Origin of the sequence: Streptomyces sp. NPDC006197 (assembly GCF_040613865.1) — a bacterium.
GTDB lineage: Bacteria > Actinomycetota > Actinomycetes > Streptomycetales > Streptomycetaceae > Streptomyces.
Genome location: NZ_JBEXSZ010000096.1, coordinates 1 through 16,424, shown reverse-complemented (window position 1 = coordinate 16,424; position 16,424 = coordinate 1). Strand labels below are relative to the sequence as shown.

Annotated in this window: 17 protein-coding genes and 1 pseudogene; 2 read left to right on the top strand and 16 right to left on the bottom strand. The window is 73.4% G+C overall.

Going from position 1 to position 16,424, the window contains the following annotated elements:
* Positions 1 to 46 precede the first annotated feature (46 nt).
* Positions 47 to 466 (bottom strand): hypothetical protein, encoded by a 420-nt coding sequence (locus ABZ318_RS26295; protein WP_356904935.1) that lies wholly within the window; start codon positions 464 to 466, stop codon positions 47 to 49.
* A gap of 70 nt (positions 467 to 536) precedes the next feature.
* Positions 537 to 1,358: an SDR family NAD(P)-dependent oxidoreductase gene (locus tag ABZ318_RS26290; protein WP_356904945.1), complete on the bottom strand. Its 822-nt coding sequence runs from the start codon at positions 1,356 to 1,358 to the stop codon at positions 537 to 539.
* Between the two features lie 113 nt (positions 1,359 to 1,471).
* On the opposite strand from ABZ318_RS26290, the gene ABZ318_RS26285 reads away from it, so the two are divergent.
* Positions 1,472 to 2,077, top strand: a complete 606-nt coding sequence (locus ABZ318_RS26285; RefSeq protein WP_356904934.1) for a TetR/AcrR family transcriptional regulator — start codon at positions 1,472 to 1,474, stop codon at positions 2,075 to 2,077.
* 164 nt (positions 2,078 to 2,241) lie between these two features.
* Here ABZ318_RS26285 and ABZ318_RS26280 read toward each other — a convergent pair whose 3' ends face one another.
* The 8 genes and pseudogenes from ABZ318_RS26280 to ABZ318_RS26245 form a co-directional block, all read right to left on the bottom strand.
* Entirely contained in the window at positions 2,242 to 2,778 is a 537-nt protein-coding gene (locus tag ABZ318_RS26280; RefSeq protein WP_356904933.1) for a transposase, read from the bottom strand.
* Entirely contained in the window at positions 2,775 to 3,149 is a 375-nt protein-coding gene (locus tag ABZ318_RS26275; RefSeq protein ID WP_356904944.1) for a winged helix-turn-helix domain-containing protein, read from the bottom strand. Before ABZ318_RS26275 ends, ABZ318_RS26280 begins: the two co-directional genes overlap by 4 nt.
* Before the next feature lie 561 nt (positions 3,150 to 3,710).
* Positions 3,711 to 4,229 (bottom strand): annotated as a pseudogene (locus tag ABZ318_RS26270) (hypothetical protein); the annotation flags it as partial.
* Between the two features lie 135 nt (positions 4,230 to 4,364).
* Positions 4,365 to 4,559, bottom strand: a complete 195-nt coding sequence (locus ABZ318_RS26265) for a hypothetical protein (protein WP_030690730.1) — start codon at positions 4,557 to 4,559, stop codon at positions 4,365 to 4,367.
* A 205-nt stretch (positions 4,560 to 4,764) separates the two neighbouring features.
* Complete coding sequence (locus ABZ318_RS26260; protein ID WP_356904932.1) at positions 4,765 to 5,910, bottom strand: acyl-CoA dehydrogenase family protein; 1,146 nt, start codon at positions 5,908 to 5,910, stop codon at positions 4,765 to 4,767.
* On the bottom strand, positions 5,907 to 7,088 hold the full coding sequence (locus tag ABZ318_RS26255; protein ID WP_356904931.1) for an acyl-CoA dehydrogenase family protein: 1,182 nt from the start codon (positions 7,086 to 7,088) through the stop codon (positions 5,907 to 5,909). Before ABZ318_RS26255 ends, ABZ318_RS26260 begins: the two co-directional genes overlap by 4 nt.
* A complete protein-coding gene (locus tag ABZ318_RS26250; protein ID WP_356904930.1) occupies positions 7,085 to 8,053 on the bottom strand; it encodes an NADPH:quinone oxidoreductase family protein in 969 nt (322 codons plus the stop codon). The genes ABZ318_RS26255 and ABZ318_RS26250 overlap by 4 nt, the downstream gene beginning before the upstream one ends.
* 89 nt (positions 8,054 to 8,142) lie before the next feature.
* Positions 8,143 to 8,730, bottom strand: coding sequence for an XRE family transcriptional regulator (locus ABZ318_RS26245; RefSeq protein ID WP_356904929.1), 588 nt, complete (start codon positions 8,728 to 8,730; stop codon positions 8,143 to 8,145).
* 184 nt (positions 8,731 to 8,914) lie between these two features.
* On the opposite strand from ABZ318_RS26245, the gene ABZ318_RS26240 reads away from it, so the two are divergent.
* On the top strand, positions 8,915 to 9,688 hold the full coding sequence (locus ABZ318_RS26240) for a VOC family protein (protein WP_356904928.1): 774 nt from the start codon (positions 8,915 to 8,917) through the stop codon (positions 9,686 to 9,688).
* Positions 9,689 to 9,704: 16 nt separating this feature from the next.
* Here the strand turns inward: ABZ318_RS26240 and ABZ318_RS26235 are convergent, their stop codons facing one another.
* The 6 genes from ABZ318_RS26235 to ABZ318_RS26210 all read right to left on the bottom strand — a co-directional run bounded on the left by ABZ318_RS26235 (position 9,705) and on the right by ABZ318_RS26210 (position 16,232).
* Positions 9,705 to 10,457, bottom strand: a complete 753-nt coding sequence (locus tag ABZ318_RS26235) for a PIG-L deacetylase family protein (RefSeq protein ID WP_356904927.1) — start codon at positions 10,455 to 10,457, stop codon at positions 9,705 to 9,707.
* The gene (locus tag ABZ318_RS26230; protein WP_356904926.1) at positions 10,454 to 11,386 is read right to left on the bottom strand and encodes an SIS domain-containing protein; all 933 of its coding nucleotides are present in this window, start codon (positions 11,384 to 11,386) and stop codon (positions 10,454 to 10,456) included. The genes ABZ318_RS26235 and ABZ318_RS26230 overlap by 4 nt, the downstream gene beginning before the upstream one ends.
* Positions 11,387 to 11,475: 89 nt before the next feature.
* Complete coding sequence (locus ABZ318_RS26225; protein ID WP_356904925.1) at positions 11,476 to 12,609, bottom strand: substrate-binding domain-containing protein; 1,134 nt, start codon at positions 12,607 to 12,609, stop codon at positions 11,476 to 11,478.
* A gap of 100 nt (positions 12,610 to 12,709) precedes the next feature.
* A complete protein-coding gene (locus ABZ318_RS26220; protein ID WP_356904924.1) occupies positions 12,710 to 14,008 on the bottom strand; it encodes an alpha/beta fold hydrolase in 1,299 nt (432 codons plus the stop codon).
* A gap of 152 nt (positions 14,009 to 14,160) precedes the next feature.
* Positions 14,161 to 14,991 carry an ammonia-dependent NAD(+) synthetase gene (nadE, locus tag ABZ318_RS26215; RefSeq protein ID WP_356904922.1) on the bottom strand — a complete coding sequence of 277 codons (831 nt, stop codon included), beginning with the start codon at positions 14,989 to 14,991 and terminating at the stop codon, positions 14,161 to 14,163.
* A 65-nt stretch (positions 14,992 to 15,056) separates the two neighbouring features.
* Positions 15,057 to 16,232 (bottom strand): sulfite oxidase, encoded by a 1,176-nt coding sequence (locus tag ABZ318_RS26210; RefSeq protein WP_356904920.1) that lies wholly within the window; start codon positions 16,230 to 16,232, stop codon positions 15,057 to 15,059.
* Positions 16,233 to 16,424 lie beyond the last annotated feature (192 nt).

The window sequence follows — 16,424 nt, the reverse complement described above, 5'->3', positions numbered from 1 at the left end:
TGACTGGCGAGCGCGCCGCGGGCGACCGCGCGGGCAATGTGCTTCGTCAGCTGGCCAGGATCACGGAGGCGACCGTCCGCCATCCCGCGTCGGTACGGGCGGTCAGGTAGAGCACACGGACACGCTGGAACTCCCGCCCCTGGCTGTCCTGGCGCGCCCAGGTCACCTCGATTTGCGCGGCCCGCTCGTTGAGCACGCGTACCACCGGGTCGAGGGCCTTGCTGCCCCCGTAGTCGGCGTCGCGCAGTGCGCGCAGCTCGTGTGCGAGTCCCTGGGAGAGCGCCTCGGCGGAGGTGAGAGCGGTGTGGGCCGTGCCCGTGGTCATGCTGATCGGCACCGAGAAGTAGTCGAGGAGCGGCGCGGGATCGGTGCTCCCCTTTGCTGCCAGTCCGATGAACGTCTCGACGTAGCCGTCGAACCATGCCTGTGCTTCGTTCGCGACGGCGGCCAGATCGGTGTGCGTCATGATTTCGTGACCCTTCTCGCAGAGTTTTCAGGTGCGGGCTTCTTGGAGGGGAGTGCGCCATGCCGTCGTATCACCGGTCCGCGAACACGTTGGTGCCGGTCAGCTGGGCGGACAGGGTCCACAGGCGTGCGGCCTGTTCGGGGTCGACCGCGTGGGGCCGTACTCCGGGTGCGTCGTCCTGGGAGAGCGGGGCGATGTCGCAGTCGTTCAGGTAGACGCCGCCGGTGGGGGCCAGCCGCGGGGAGGCGGCCGCCCGGACCTGGGTGGCGGCACCCTGTTCGGGGGTCTTGAAACTGGGGGCCGTGTTGCCCTGGTCGTCGATCCAGCCGAAGGCGATCATCTCCTCGCGGGTCATGTGCCGCTGGAGCGGGGTCATGGCGTCGTCCCATCGGATCGGCGAGTAGCGGTGTCCAACAGGGCTGAGCGCGACCACGCGCGCGCCGCCTTCGGCTGCCAGGGCGGGCCACAGCCGGTTCGTGAGTGTGTAGTGGCCCAGGTGGTTGGTGGCGAACTGCGCCTCCCAGCCAGGTCCGAGGCGGGTCTCGGGCAGGGCCATCACGCCGGCGTTGTTGATGAGGATGTCGATGCTGCGGCCGCTTGCCAGGAACTCGTCCGCGAAGGTGTGCACGCTGGCCTGGTCGCCCAGGTCGAGACGGCGCACCTCGACCCCGTCCACTGCGGTGAAGGCTTCCGCGGCAGCTTCCGGGCGGCGAACGGCTGCGACGACAGTCGCGCCGGCGCCCCGCAGGGCGCGTGTGGCCTCCAGCCCCAGTCCGGAACTACCGCCGGTCACGACTGCGAGCTTTCCGGTGAGGTCGAGGCCGGCCAGGACGTCGGCCGTGGTGCTGCGGGCCCCGAAGCCGGAACCGATGGGCTGCTGTGCTGTCACGATCGCCGTTCCTTGCGTGTGGAGCGTCACGGCCGACGCCACAACCGGGGAGTTCCCCGGTTAGTCATGACGGTAAGCGGGGAACTCCCCGGTTGTCCAGTTAGACTGGTCCCTCGATGAAGGGAGCAGCCTTGACCACCAAGCCGAGCGTGTTGCGCGCCGATGCCCGCCGCAACCGGGAGCGCATCCTCGAAGCGGCCGTACGCGCCTTCTCCGAGAAGGGCCCGGACGTCGCGATCGACACGATCGCCAAGGCCGCGGGCGTCGGCTCGGCCACGCTCTACCGCCACTTCCCCACGCGCGAGGCACTTGTCGAGGCGGCCTACCGCAACGAGCTGGCCCGCGTCTGCGACAGCGCCGCGAAGCTGCTGACCGACAACCCGCCCGACCGGGCGATCCGCCTGTGGATGGACGACTTCATCGACTACCTGGCTGCCAAGCAGGGCATGGCGGACGCGCTGCGGGCCGCGGTCGCCTCCGGTGCGGACCCCTTCGCCGAGACCCTCGACAAGCTCGCCACCGCGCTGGGCACCCTGCTGCACGCCGGCGCCGACGCCGGTCTCCTGCGCCCGGGCATCGACCCCTTCGATGTCGGCTTCAGCCTGGCCGGCATCGGGCTGGTCACCAGCGCTCCCGACCAGCGCGAACGGGCCGGACGCCTCCTCGACCTGCTCTTCGACGGCCTCCGGTACGGAGCGGACGGATCGGCCCCCAGCTCGTGACCCGGCTTTGGCCGCAATCCTCGCCGGCTTTGTGACGTCAGCGGTCCAGCAGCCCCGACCGCGTTGCGGAGCGCGAGCCACTGACACGGGTCAGGAAATGCGAAACAGGCACTGAATCGGTTTCGGACCCATCGGACAGGCCGTAAGAGGTCCTCCTGAGGTTTTCACGGCGGGGTCGGTGGGGTGATAGCCAGACCTGTGGCGGTGAGACAGTCGTTGACCAGGTGGGGTCGGAGCTGGATCCCGCGTAACTCGCCGCGAAGGATGCGGTCGAGGTCGTCGGATGTGTTGAAGGCGGTGTTGGCCATCGCCCTGCGTACCAGCGACCAGACGGTCTCGACGGGATTGAGATCAGGTGCGCAGGGCGGGAGGCGGGCGGTGGTGAGCCAGTCGTGCTCGGCTTCGTACCGCTTCAGCCCGGCGGCCAGGTGGGTGTTGAGATTGTCCCAGACCACCACGATCGGTCCGCCGAACTGGATGTGCGCGCGGACCAGCAGGTCACGGTAGTCCTGCCAGGAGGAGCTCTTGCGTGCACCCTTGAGGCGGAGATGGGCGCGGGGCCGGTGGATGAGGCGGCTCTTCTCACCGGGTTTGTAGCAGCACAATGCGGCGATCGAGGGCCGGCGGCGGGACCTGCCACGGACGCGGATGACGGGAGTCTGCCCGCGCCGGCCCCAGGTGGGGGCCCGGGGAGGAGTCATCGAGAATCCGGCCTCGTCCTCAAAGGCGATCCAGGCACCGGACGCCGTCGCGAGTCTTTCACCTGCGGCCGCACCTCCCTCTTCCACAACTCCACCGTGTGCTCGTCGCGCTCGAGTGCTCTGCGGGCGGGTGTCTGCCAGGGCCAGCCGTGCCGTTTCGGCAGCCGCCAGACCTCGCCACCGACAGGCTCACCCTCAGAGGCCGGCGAATCACCGTCTGGACCCGGGCAAGGGTCCAGCGTTCGTCTTCGAAGCCGTGAGCTGCCGGTCCCCTGCCGAGTTCTTCCTCGAGCACGGCGAACTGGGCGTCTTTGACGGTCGGGGAGTTCGCCGGATCCGCCGAACGCAGGGCCTCCATGCCGCCCTCGCACCAGGCACGACGCCGGCGTTCCACCGACCGCACACTCACCCGCAGATCCTTCGCGATCATCGCCGTCTTCTCGCCCGCCGCGAACCTCTGCCCGGCCTGAAGCCGGATCCCCTCATGAAACACCCGACGCTCAGCGGTCAGGCCCCCGTCCTCTGGATACCTCACCTCATCGGCATACCGCAGGGATCATGAACCCACGACGCGCGTTCGGACAACAACCGAGGACGACCCCGCTCTGGACGGCAAGGGCACGAACCGCCGGCCACTCACGGAAGGCTCCCGCAGGGGGGGGGTCGTCCAGAACACGCACCACACGATCAAGCCCCTCCCCCGACACTATGCGTAGCCGCTTCCCCGAGTCGAGAACCAGCCTTGACAGGGGCGATGCTCCTGCCGAAGCAGTTCCAGCTGGAGAGAATCTGGGGAGAATTGAGCCGCCTGGGGGAGCATCTGGGGAGAACCGACCGCGTAAGACGGTGTCATCGTGAAAGCCCCGGAAAGGAGCAACGCCGCAGGCCAGGGCCCCTTAGTCGTCGATCTGCGCAGGTCAGCGGCCCGCGGGCGAAGACTTCTTGAAGATCTTCTCGAAGTCGAGGCGGGTGACGGCCTCGACGGTGGAGGAGCGCTGCGGCAGCTTGTACTCGGCGAGGGTGCCCAGGGTGCGCGGGTCGAGCAGCTTCAGGAGGAAGCCGCTGAAGGTGCCGCAGACGGTGACGAGGCGGCCGCCGGCGTCGAAGGTGACCGTGGCGCACTCGCCGCCGACGGCGGCGATCTTCTCGCTGGCGACCCGCGGGTCGCGCCTGAGCGGCCCGGAGTAGGGGTGGGTGCCGCTGCCGGCGCCGTCGGCGTGCATGCCGCTGCGGCCGTTGGGGGCGAGGTACGGGTGCTGGGCGGGGCCCTCGCCGGGCACGGGCCGCGCGGTGGCGGGGGCGCCCTCGTAGTGCTCGACGAGGCGGTGGCCGGGGGCGAGGGGTATCTCCTCGGCCTGGGCGACGGGCGCGGAGCCCGCCAGAAGGGTCGCCGCGAGCGCAGCGACCAGCGCGAGCGCGCGTGCTCGTCTGCGGGGCGGTGGGGTGGTCAAAGCGGCTCCTCGGGTCCTGACGGGTGTCGCGCCGGCGGCCGACGCTAGGACCGAGTCCGTGAAATGTACATGGAACCGCCCTGGTTTTCATGGGCGGTTCACAGCAGTTCACGGGAGTTCACGGAGCCGTGACGATCACGGTCTGAGGCTGGAGACCACGTTGGCGGTGGCGGCCACGCCGTTGTGGATGGTGGGCGCCATGCTGGTGCCGGCGAGGAAGAAGCCGAGCAGTGCGCAGACCAGGGCGTGCGTGACCTTCAGGCCACCGTTCCGCAGGAAGATCACGGCCAGCACCAGCAGCAGCACCACGACAGAAATGGAAACGGCCATCGCTCTCACGTCCCTCCGTCGCCGCACCGGAATTGCGGCGTTCGGCGGACAGTGTGGCGGAATGCGCGGTCCGTCCGGGCGTATGGCGGGGCGGCCATACGGGTGAGATTCAGCCAGGACCGCGTCCGCACCCCTTGCGAGGATCCACCACCACCGCGAATGGTTCATGAATGAACAGCGTGGAGCGGGGTGCGGACGCGGGCCCTCACCTGGGTGCGGGCAGGTCCATCAGAGCCGCGATCGCGTCCTGGTGCCGGCCCGCCGAACCCAGGGCGGTCTGGTCGGACTTGGCCCGCTTCAGCGCCAGGTGCGCCGGGTGTTCCCAGGTCATCCCGATCCCGCCGTGCAGCTGCACGCACTCCTCGGCGGCGCGGACCGCGACCTTGGAGCAGTAGGCCTGGGCCACCGCCACGGTCAGCGGGGCGTCCGGGTCGCCGGTGGCGAGGGCGTCGGCGGCGGCGCGGGCCGCGGCCCTGGCCCCGACGAGGTCCAGCCAGAGCTGGGCCATGCGGTGCTTCAGGGCCTGGAAGGAGCCCACGGGCCGGTTGAACTGGTGGCGTTCGCGGGTGTACCGGACGGTCTCCTCCAGGCACCATGCGGCGAGGCCGAGCTGCTCGGAGGCGAGCAGTCCCGCACCGGCGAGGAGGCCGCGCCGGACGGCCGCGCGGGCGGCCCCGGCGTCGGCGAGCCGGGTGCCGCTCCCGGGCTCCGGGGTGACGCGGGCGAGGGGGCGGGTGAGGTCGAGCGGGGTCTGCGGCTCGACGCTCGCCTCTCGGGCCGGTACGGCGTACAGGCCGTCGGCGCGCGGGACGAGGAGGACGTCGGCCGCGACGGCGTCGGCGACGCCCGCGACGGTGGAGGCGGGCAGCGGCCCGGCGCCGGTCGCGGCGGACGGGGACGGTTCCGCGTCCGGCGCTCCGGGCGGGAACGGCTCCGCGTCCGGTGCGGTCGACAGGGGTACGGTGAGCACCGCGACCGTCCGGCCGCTCGCGAGCTCCGCCAGGAGCTCGACGGCCGGGCCGCCCTGCCCCGCGAGGCCGAGCAGCGTCTCCGTGGCCACCACCGCGCTCGTGAGGTACGGCAGCGGCGTCACCGCACGGCCCAGCTCCTCCAGGACCACCGCGGCCTCGCGGTGGCTCGCGCCCTGGCCGCCGAGCTCCTCGGGGACGAGGAGTCCGGCAGCGCCGATGTCGCCCGCGAGGGACTTCCAGAGGCCGGGTACGTACGGCTCGTCCGTCTCGATCCGGTCGAGCAGGGTCTGGTGGCCGGCCCGGTCGGCGAGCACAGCGCGGACGGCCGCCCGCAGGTCGTCCTCGGTCTCGGAGTACAGCAGATCGGTCTGTGCCGTCATCGGGTCAGGTCCTTCCAGGCGACGTCCTTGTCGTTGCGGGGCTCCGGCGGCAGGCCGAGGACCCGCTCGGCGACGATGTTGAGGAGCACCTCGCTGGTCCCGCCCTCGATCGAGTTGCCCTTGGAGCGCAGGTAGCGGTATCCGGCGTCCCGGCCGGTGAAGTCGACGAGCTCGGGGCGGCGCATCTCCCACTCGCCGTACAACAGGCCTTCGTCGCCGAGGAGTTCGACCTCCAGGCCGCTGATGGCCTGGTTGAGCCGGGCGAAGCCGAGCTTCATCGCGCTGCCCTCGGGGCCGGGCTGGCCGGCGACGAGCTGCTGGCGGAGGCGTTCGCCGGTGAGCCGGGCGACCTCGGCGTCGACCCAGAGGTCGAGGAGGCGCCGGTGCAGCTCGTGGGTGCGCAGCTCGGGGCGCTCGCGCCAGGTCGTGGCGAGCTTCCCGATCATGCCGCCCTCGCGGGGGATGCGGGCGCCGCCGATGGAGACCCGCTCGTTCATCAGGGTGGTCTGGGCGACCCGCCAGCCGTCGCCGACCTCGCCGAGGCGGTGGGCGTCGGGAATGCGGACGCCGGTGAGGAAGACCTCGTTGAACTCGGCCTCGCCGGTGATCTGGCGCAGCGGCCGGACCTCCACCCCGGGGTCGGTCATGTCGCAGACGAAGTAGGTGATGCCCCGGTGCTTGGGGGCGTCCGGGTCGGTGCGGGCGATGAGGATGGCCCAGCGGGCGATGTGGGCGCTGGAGGTCCACACCTTCTGCCCGTCGACCACCCAGTCCTCGCCGTCCCGCACGGCGCGGGTGCCGAGCGCGGCGAGGTCGGAGCCGGCGCCGGGCTCGCTGAAGAGCTGGCACCAGACCTCCTCGCCGGCCCAGAGGGGTCGCAGGAAGCGCTCCTTGACCTCCTCGGAGCCGTACTGGAGCAGGGTGGGGGCGGCCATGCCCAGGCCGATGCCGATCCGGCGCGGATCGTTGTCGGGGGCGCCCGCGGCGGCGAGTTCGGCGTCGACGACGGCCTGGAGGGCGCGGGGCGCGTCGAGTCCGCCGAGGCCCACGGGGTAGTGCACCCAGGCGAGCCCGGCGTCGAAGCGGGCCTTCAGGAAGTCGGTGCGGTCGGTCGTGGCGGGCGGGTGCTCGGCGAGCAAACGCCTGGTGAGGGAACGGAGTTCCTCGGCGTCGGTCATGTGCGGGCTCCTTCCGGGAGGACGACCAGGCGGCCGGTGGTGGTGCCGTCGGCGACGCGCTGGACGGCGTCCGCCGCGCCCGCGAAGGGGACGCGTTCACCGATGAGCGGCTTGATCAGCCCCTTCGCCGCGTAGGCGGTCAGGGTCTCGTGGCAGCGGCCGATCGAGGCCGGGGCCTTCGCCGCGTACAGGCCCCAGTGGAGGCCGAGGACCGAGTAGTTCTTCACCAGGGCGTGATTGAGGGCGGGGGCGGGGACGGTGCCGCTCGCGAAGCCGACGATCACGATCCGGCCCTCGAAGGCCACGCACTTGGCGGACTGCTGGTAGGCCTCGCCGCCGACCGGGTCGTAGATCACGTCGGCGCCCCGGCCACCGGTCGCGGCCTTGACGGCGGCGACGACGTCCTCGGAGCGGCGGTCGATCACCAGGTCGCAGCCGAGGGCGCGGGCGACGGCCGCCTTCTCGGGGCCGCCGACGACGCCGATGACGGTCGCGCCGGCCGCCTTTCCGAGCTGGACGGCGGCGCTGCCGACGCCGCCCGCCGCGGCGTGGACGAGGAGGGTCTCGCCCTCCTGGAGGGCGGCGCGGCGGTGCAGGCCGAACCAGCCGGTCTGGTAGCCGATGTGCAGCGCGGCGGCCTCGGCGTCGTCGAGCGCCTCCGGGGCGGGCAGGAGCCCGGCGGCGTCGGCGAGGGTGTACTCGGCGAAGCCGCCGTGCGGGAGGGCGGCGGTGGTGATGACCCGGCGCCCGTCCTCGGTCTCGGCGCAGACCTCGACGCCGGGGGTGAAGGGCAGCGGGGGCCGCACCTGGTAGTGGCCGCGGCAGAGCAGCGCGTCGGGGAAGTTGACGTTCGCCGCGCGGACCCTGAGGAGGACCTGGCCGTCGCCGGGCGTGGGCGGTTCCACCTCTTCGCGGCGCATCACCGCGCGCGGTTCGCCGTTCTCGTACACACGCCATGCCTGCATCCGGAATGCCTCCTCCGTACCGAGCGGTCGGTGGCATACTAAGCGGTCGCTTGCCCTGGGGGAACCGGTCGGCCGGACTTCTTGCCGGGTCAGCCGGACTTCTTGGGGCGCGCCCTGACGTGCATGCGCTCCCCCTGCGGCCCGAACAGGCTCAGGAACTCCACCGGGCCCTCGGCCGTCGGCCCGAACCAGTGCGGGACGCGCGTGTCGAACTCGGCCGCCTCACCGGCGGTCAGGACGACGTCGTGCTCGCCCAGGACGAGCCGGAGCCTCCCGGAGAGCACGTACAGCCACTCGTACCCCTCGTGCACCCGGGGCTCCGGCGCCTCGTGCGCCTTCTCCTGGATCACCTTGTACGCCTGGAGCCCGCCGGGCTGCCGGGTCAGGGGGTACATCGTCCGCCCGTGGCGCACGATGGGCTTCGCCTTGACCCGGGGGTCGCCCACCGGCGGGGCCCCGACCAGTTCGTCGAGGGGGACCTGGTGGGCGCGGGCGAGCGGCAGGAGCAGTTCGAGGCTGGGCTTGCGCTGCCCGGACTCCAGCCGGGACAGGGTGCTCACGGAGATCCCGGTGGCGGCGGAGAGCTCGGCGAGCGTCACCCCGCGGTCACGGCGGACACGGCGGAGCCGGGGGCCGACCTCGGTCAGTACGGCGTCGATGCGGTCGTCTTCGGTCATGCGGCCAGTGTTGCAGAAACGGCAAGGTTCTTTGCGGAAAGGTCAGGGACGCGGCTGTTCTCGGCGAGGGTTCGCCCGGCCGGATGAAAGAGGGTGGCAGGGGCTGCGCCGCACCGGCCGGCGGGCGAGGATCGGTCATGGTGACCACATTCGGCCACGTACGACACAAGGACGGGACACCTCCATGCTCGGTACGCAGTTCACCCAGGGCTCCCCCAACTGGCTCGACCTCGGCAGCCCCGACACCGAGGCCGCCGCCGCCTTCTACAGAGCCGTCTTCGGCTGGGACTTCCAGTCGGCCGGACCGGAGGCCGACGGCTACGGCTTGTTCCAGCAGGACGGCCGTACGGTCGGCGCCCTGGGGCCGCTCGACGAGGGCGCGCGCAGCGCCTGGACGGTGTACTTCCAGACCCCGGACGCGGACGCCACCCAGAAGGCCGCCGAGGCGGCCGGCGGAAGGGTGCGCGTCGAGGCCTTCGACGTCATGGACGCCGGCCGCATGGCCTGCCTCACCGACCCGGCAGGCGCCGAGTTCGCCGTCTGGCAGCCGGGCAGGGTGAAGGGCCTGGAGCGGACCTCCTCCCCCCACACCCTCCTCTGGGCCGAACTCCACGTCCCCGACCCGGAGTCCACGCTCGCCTTCTACCAGACCCTCTTCGGCTGGCGCTGGTCGGAGATGGACGCCCCCGGCATGACGTACCGGGTGCTCTCCACCGTCGAGGGAGACCAGGAGGACGCCTCCTTCGGCGGCGTGGCGGAGGCCCAGGAGGGGATGACGCCGTCCTGGGTCCCGTACTTCGCGGTCGAGGACGCCGACGCGATCGCCGACGCGACCCGGGGCAACGGCGGCTCGGTCCTGATGCCCGCCGCCGACATCCCCGACGTCGGCCGCATCGCCTGGCTCGCCGACCCCTTCGACGCGATCTTCGCGGTGCTGAAGCCCTCGCCGAGGGGCTGAGGGGCGCCCGCCGCCGTCAGCGGCCGAAGAGTTCGAACGTCACCGCCGGGCGGCCGCCGAAGCGGTCCGAGGACCGGGACGTCGCCGTGGTGAGGAAGGTGCGGACGTACTCCTCCGGGTCCTCGTCCGTCAGGGCCTCGATGTAGGCGCGGTGGCAGAGGAGGGAGCGGATCGCGCGGTCCAGGCCCGGGGTCGCGTCGACCGCGTGGGTCGGGGTGCTGGAGGCGGCGACCGCGACCCAGCGGACGCCGTTCCACGGCTCCAGGCCCTGCTCGGTCAGTTCGGGGAAGATCCAGCGGTTTCCGGCGTCGGCGGCCGCGTCCAGCGTGGCGCGGCCGACGGCCAGGTGGTCGGGGGTGTTCCAGGGCGCGCCCGGGCCCCCGCCCCAGGTGTCGCGGTGGTTGAGGGTGATCACGAGCTCGGGGCGGTGGCGGCGGATCGCGGCCGCTATGTCCCGGCGCAGGCCGAGCCCGTACTCGATCACGCCGTCGCGGTGGTCGAGGAACTCGACGGTGTCCACGCCGACGACGGCGGCACTGTCCCGCTGCTCGCGCTCGCGGAGCGGGCCGCAGACGTCCGGGGCGAGGGTGTCGATGCCGGCCTCGCCCCGGGTGGCGAGGACGTACGCGACCTCCTTCCCCTCGTCCGTCCAGGCGGCGACCGCCGCCGCGCAGCCGTACTCCAGGTCGTCGGGGTGGGCGACGACGCACAGCGCGCGCTGCCAGTCGCCGGGCATCTCCAGGAGGTCCATCGCATCCGTGTCGATCATGACCGCAGGATACGGGTCGCGTCCGACACCGTCGGGCGGAACGTCCCGGCGAGGATCACCGAGCGCGAGACGTGGCGCGGGCGGTCCGGGTTGAGGCCGCGCCGGTCCGCGAGGGCGACCGCGAGCCGCTGGGCGCGGACGAGGGCCGCGACCGGACCGATCGCGTCGGCGGCGAACAGGGCGCCGGTGGACTCCACTTCGTCCCGCAGACCGGCCGGGGCGGGGCCGAGGCAGCAGACCAGGCTCGCCCGGTCGCTGATGCTGATCGGGCCGTGGCGGTACTCCATCGCCGCGTACGACTCCGTCCAGGCGCGGGCCACTTCGCGCAGCTTGAGCGCCGCCTCGTCGGCGAGCCCGACGGTCCAGCCGGTGCCGAGGAAGGTGAACTGACCGCGCCGCTCCCAGGCCGCGGGCAGCCGCTCGTACAGGACGAGTTCGGCGTCGGCGATCGCCGGGCCGAGGTCCACCCCGAGCCCGGCGCGCAGGAGTTGGAGGGCGGTGGTGGCGAACCGGGTCTGGACGACGGAGCGTTCGTCGGCGAAGCCGAGGCCGACGATCCGGTCGGCGAGCCGCCCGGCGGGGCTGTCCGGGACGCCGGTGACGACGAGCGTCGGGACGCGGCCGGCGGCGCGGGCGAGCAGGTCCACGACCTCCGTGGTGGTGCCGGAGCGGGTGAGGGCCACGATCCGGTCGTAGCCGCGGCCGAGCGGGGTCGCGTCGGAGGCGGGGAACGCGTCGGTCTCGCCCGCGCCGAGGGACTCCCGCAGGGCCGCGTAGGCGCGGGCGATGAAGTACGAGGTGCCGCAGCCGACGACCGCCACGCGCTCGCCCCGGGCCGGCAGCAGGCCGCCGTCGCGGTCGGCGATCTCGGCGGCACGGCGCCAGCAGTCGGGCTGGCCGGCGATCTCCGCGCTGACGTGGGTGCTCATGGTCCGGGTCCTCTCCTCGCAGGGGCCCTCACGGGTCCGGACCGAGTTGTATCCGTACGCGAGCAGAGCACACCATGAGCAATCCGGACTCACCGCTTGGACTTTTGTGGCTCCCCCGGCGTCCGCCCGCCGCAGGAGGCCCGGACCACCAGGCGCGGTCTCAGCTGCACCTGGTGCAGCGGGGCCGCGTCCCCCTCGGCGAGCCGCCGGAGCAGGATCTGCGCGGCGAGGCGGCCGAGCTGGTACTTGGGGGGCGAGACGGCCGTCAGCGGGGTCTCCGCGACATCGGCGAACTCGTTGTCGTAGCTGATCAGGGCGAGGTCCCCGGGCACCCGGAGCCCGGCCCGGCGGGCCGCTCCGAGCATCAGGGCGGCCTCCCGGTCGCCGAAGCAGAGCGCGGCGGTCACGCCGGCGGAACGCAGCGCGGCGAGCGCCCGGTCGGCGCGGTCCGGGTCCCAGCGGGCCATCACGTCCCGCTCGTACGCCGGGGCGGCGGGCAGTCCGAGGTCGGTGAGCGCCCGGGCGAATCCCGACTCGATGGGCGCCGTGGTGGGCGCGTCGGTGCGGGCGACGAGCCCGAGCCGCTCGTGGCCGAGGGCGCGCAGGTGGCGCACGGCGTCGTAGGCGCCGCCCTCGTGGTCGGTGCAGACGTGCTCGGTGGGGTCGCCGGGGCCGTGGGCGGCGAGCCGGCGTTCGACGAGGACGGCGGGGACGGGCAGGGCCAGGAGCTCCTCGGCGCGCCGCCCCGGGTCGGTGGCGGTGTGCAGGCTGGGGACGAGGAGGAGGCCGTGGACCCCGGCGGAGAGGAGCCGTTCGACGGCGGCGTCCTCCTCGGCGGGGTCGTAGTGCGAGCAGGCGAGGACGAGCCGGGCGCCGGCCGCCGCGAGTTCCTTCTCGATGCCCTGGAGGACGCGCGGGTAGTAGAAGGTGGTGTCGGGGACGAGGACGCCGACGATCCGGCGGTCGGCCCGGTCCCGCTCGGGCCGGTGGGCGGAGAAGGTTCCCGCCCCCTGGCGCCGTTCGACGAGGCCGAGGGCGACGAGGTCCTCGTAGGCGCGGCGGACGGTGGTGACGGAGAGACCCGTCTCGGTGGCGAGCGCCCGCTCGGTGGGGAGCTTGCTGCCGGGGGGCCAGGTGCCGTCGAGGATGCCGCGCCGCAGCTCCGCCATGAGGGCCCGGAACTTCAGCTCCCGGCCGGAGGCCGGTGTCTCGCGTGCCGCCATCCGGGCCCCCTCGTGCGGGCCGGGCGCGCGCCCGGCTTCAGCGCCTCTTGCCGATCGATTGCGCGCCGAATCCTATGCCCCTCCCGCCGGGACCGGACCGTCAGATCTCGTCCCGGGCGAGGGCGAGGAGCCGGTCGAGGACGCGCGGCCCGCCGGCCCGCACCCCGTCGTGCTCGAACTCGTCGGTCACCCAGGTCCGCAGACCGCGCACGGCGCGCGCGGTCTCCAGGGAGTGGGCGGTGTCGACATACATGTCGTCGTGGTAGACGGCGGCCGCCACCGGGACCCGGTTGGCGGCGAGGCGCTCGGGGTCGTACAGCGGGGACCAGTCGGTGCGCGCGGCGAGCAGTTCGGCGGTCTCGCGGAGCGGGCGCAGGGCGGGGTCGGTGGTGAAGTGCCAGGGGTGGACGGTCTCGCCGGTGAAGAGCGGCGGTGCGCCCTCGGCGAGCGCCGTGCGGGCGTCGAACTCGGGGTGTTCGGCGCGGATCCGCTCGGCGGCCCAGTCGGTGGGGCCCTGTCCCTGGGCGTAGATGGCCTCGTGGAGCACGGCGTACAGCGGGTGTCCGGCGTACGAGAGGTGTGCCTGGACCTGCTCCAGGAAGGCGTCGGAGAGCGCGGGCCCGCCCGGGGTGGGCACGAAGGCGCCCTCCAGGAGCAGATGGAGCTGGTGGGTGCCCTCGCCGGAGCCGAGGAGGATGCCGAGGGACTGGAAGGCCTCGACGGTGAGGAGCCCGCCACCGGGGAGGGTGACCTCCCGGTCGAGGAGGTGGGCGACGATCGCGCGGGCCCGTTCGGCGTCCTGGGGGTAGCGGGCGAAGTGGGCCTCGTTCTTCCGCCGGACGCGGGGGTACGCGGCGCGGTAGACCTCGTCGGCGGTGGCGTCGAGGGAGGGCAGGCCGCCGGTGACGAGGACGGTGTCCAGGCCCTCGGGGGCGGTGGAGAGGTAGTGGGTGGCGCAGAAGCCGCCGAAGCTCTGGCCGAGGACGGTCCAGGGGGCGCCGCCGGTGAGGCGGCGCCGGATCAGCTCGCAGTCCTCGACGATGGAGTCGGCGCGGAAGTGGGTCAGGTAGTCCGCCTGTTCGGCCGGGCCGCCGCGCAGCGGCAGGGTCTGGCGGTTGGCGGGGGTGGAGCGGCCGGTGCCGCGCTGGTCGAGGAGGAGGACGCGGAACTCCTTCACGGCGCGGCCGAGCCAGGCCTGCGGGCCGATGAAGCGGCGGGCGCCGAAGCCGGGCCCGCCCTCCAGGTAGACGAGCCAGGGAAGCCGCTCCGGGTCCTTGCCGCTCGCGACGACCTCACGGCCGAAGACCTCGATGCGCTCGCCGTCGGGGCGGGCGTGGTCGAGGGGGACGGGGAAGCGGTGGTCCGTGAGGACGAGGCCGGGCTGCCGGTAGGTGGTCACGCTGCTCCTGCTCCTGTTCGGTACGCCCCCGCGCGGACAGTGGATCACACGGCGCGGGTGTTCCGGGGCAGGTCCCTTCCCTGTCGTCGGCGCGGGCGGAGGTCGCTCCGCGCCGGGCCGTCGGGGGACGGCCCGGCCTCGCCGGCGGGTGCTCAGGGGGCGATGGGCAGCTGCCGCTTGTGCTCGGTGAGCTCGTAGCGGCGGACGATCGTGGCGTAGGCGGCCTCCGCGACCGGCTTGCCCTCCAGGAAGTCGTCGATGTCGTCGTAGGTGACGCCGAGCGCGTCCTCGTCGGCCTTGCCCGGGTCGAGGGTCTCCAGGTCGGCCGTGGGGGTCTTCCACACCAGCTCGGCCGGGGCGCCCAGCTCGTCGGCGATCGCGCGGACGCGCCGCTTGGTCAGGCCGGTCAGCGGGACGACGTCGGCGGCGCCGTCGCCGAACTTGGTGAAGAAGCCGGAGACGGCCTCGGCGGCGTGGTCGGTGCCGACCACGAGACCGTCGTGGGCGCCGGCGACCGCGTACTGGGCGATCATCCGCTGCCGGGCCTTGATGTTGCCCTGCACGAAGTCCTGGTGGTGGGCGTCGCGGAAGGTCGTCCCGCCGGCGAGGCAGGCCTCCAGGGCCGCGTCGCTGGCCGCCTTGACGTCCACGGTGAGGACCCGGTCGGCGCGGATGAAGCCGAGGGCGGTCTGCGCGTCCTGCTCGTCGGCCTGCACGCCGTACGGCAGGCGCATCGCGTAGAAGGTGGCGTCGTGGCCGGCGGCGCGGGCCCGCTCCACGGCGAGCTGGCAGAGCCGGCCGGCGGTCGTGGAGTCGACGCCGCCGCTGATGCCGAGGACCAGGGAGCGCAGCCCGGTGGAGGTGAGCCGCTCGGTGAGGAAGGCCACCCGGCGCTCGATCTCCGCCTTCGGGTCGAAGGCGTCGGCGACCTGGAGGTCCCGGGCGATCTGCTGCTGGAGGGCGGTGGACGCCGGGTCGGTCACGGAAGTCTCCTCGTCAGGGTCGGTCGACGGTGTACCCGCTGGTACGGGGTGCACCGGAGTCGACTCTACGCGCCGCCCGCCGGAGCCGTGGACGCGTCCCCGGCGGACGGGGCCGGGCCGTCCGGGGTGCACAGGACCTCGACCCGCTGGACGAGGTTGTTGGCGAAGCCGCCACGGTTCCACGGTGCGGTGAGCGGCTGGACGTTCCCCTCGGCGTCGGTGGCCCGCACGGTCAGGTGGCGCAGTCCCGGCGTCGCGTTCCAGGTGGCGCGCCAGGCGGACCAGGCCCAGGGGTGCACGGGGTCCCGCTCGGTCTCGGCGTCGGTCCAGGCCGCCCCGCCGTCCTCGCTGACCTCGACGCGGGCGATCGGGCCGTGCCCTGACCAGGCGCGCCCGGCGAGCGGCACGGGGCCGGGGCGTACGACGCGGGTGCGGGACATGAAGTCGGGGAAGCCCGGCGGCACCATCAGGGCCCGGGGCGCGATGAGCGTGACGGGCTCCCCCGGTTCGTCCGCCTCCTGGCGCAGGCGGTAGGCGACGCTCTGCTGGAAGCCGGTGTACGGGGTGTCGGTGAGCGTGATGTCGTGGAGCCACTTCACGTGCGCCATGCCGTACCAGCCGGGGACGACGAGCCGGAGCGGGCTGCCGTGCTGCGGCGGCAGGGGCGCGCCGTTCATCGCGTACGCGACGAGGACGTCCCGGGCGGGGTCGGCGGCGGTGGCCAGGGGCAGGGCGCGGCGGTAGTCCTGCTCGACGCCCCGTTCGACCCCGTGGTCGGCGCCGGTGAACACCGCGTCGGCCGCGTCCTCCGCGATGCCCGCCTCGGCGAGGAGGGCGGCGAGCGGGACGCCGGTCCAGTCGGCGGTCCCGACGGCCTCGACCAGCCAGGGCTGGCTGACGGGGCGGGGCGTGAGCCGGGCCCGGCCGTTCCCGGCGCACTCCAGGGTCACCCGGCGGGTGACGGCGGGCCGGGCGCGGAGCGCCGCCAGGTCCAGGTCGAGCGGCCGCAGGACCCGGCCGCCGACGGTGAGCCGCCAGGCGTCCGCGTCGGTGGCGGGGATGTCGTAGTGCACGAGGACGTAGTGGAGTCCGGGCGGGGTGACGTCGTACCGCAGGGCTTCGAGGGGCAGTCCGTGGTTCCGGGCGGCGAGGGCGAGCTCCTGCGCGGTGACGCCCTCCTCGGGGCCGGCCACGCGTCCCGGTGTGCTGATGTCGCTCAGACCACTCAGGGATCCGTCCATGCCCTCATGGTGCGCCCCGCCCAGGGGCCCGGCACCTCGACGGGACCGGTGCCGTCGGGGCTGCCGGAGGCCTCGACGCGGGCCGTCCCGCGGGCCCTGGCGGGGGCCTCGGCGCGGGCCCTGCCCGGGGGAAGGCGGCGACGCACTACGACCGGGTCTACACGCGCCGGCAGGACATGCGGCTGTCGTCGC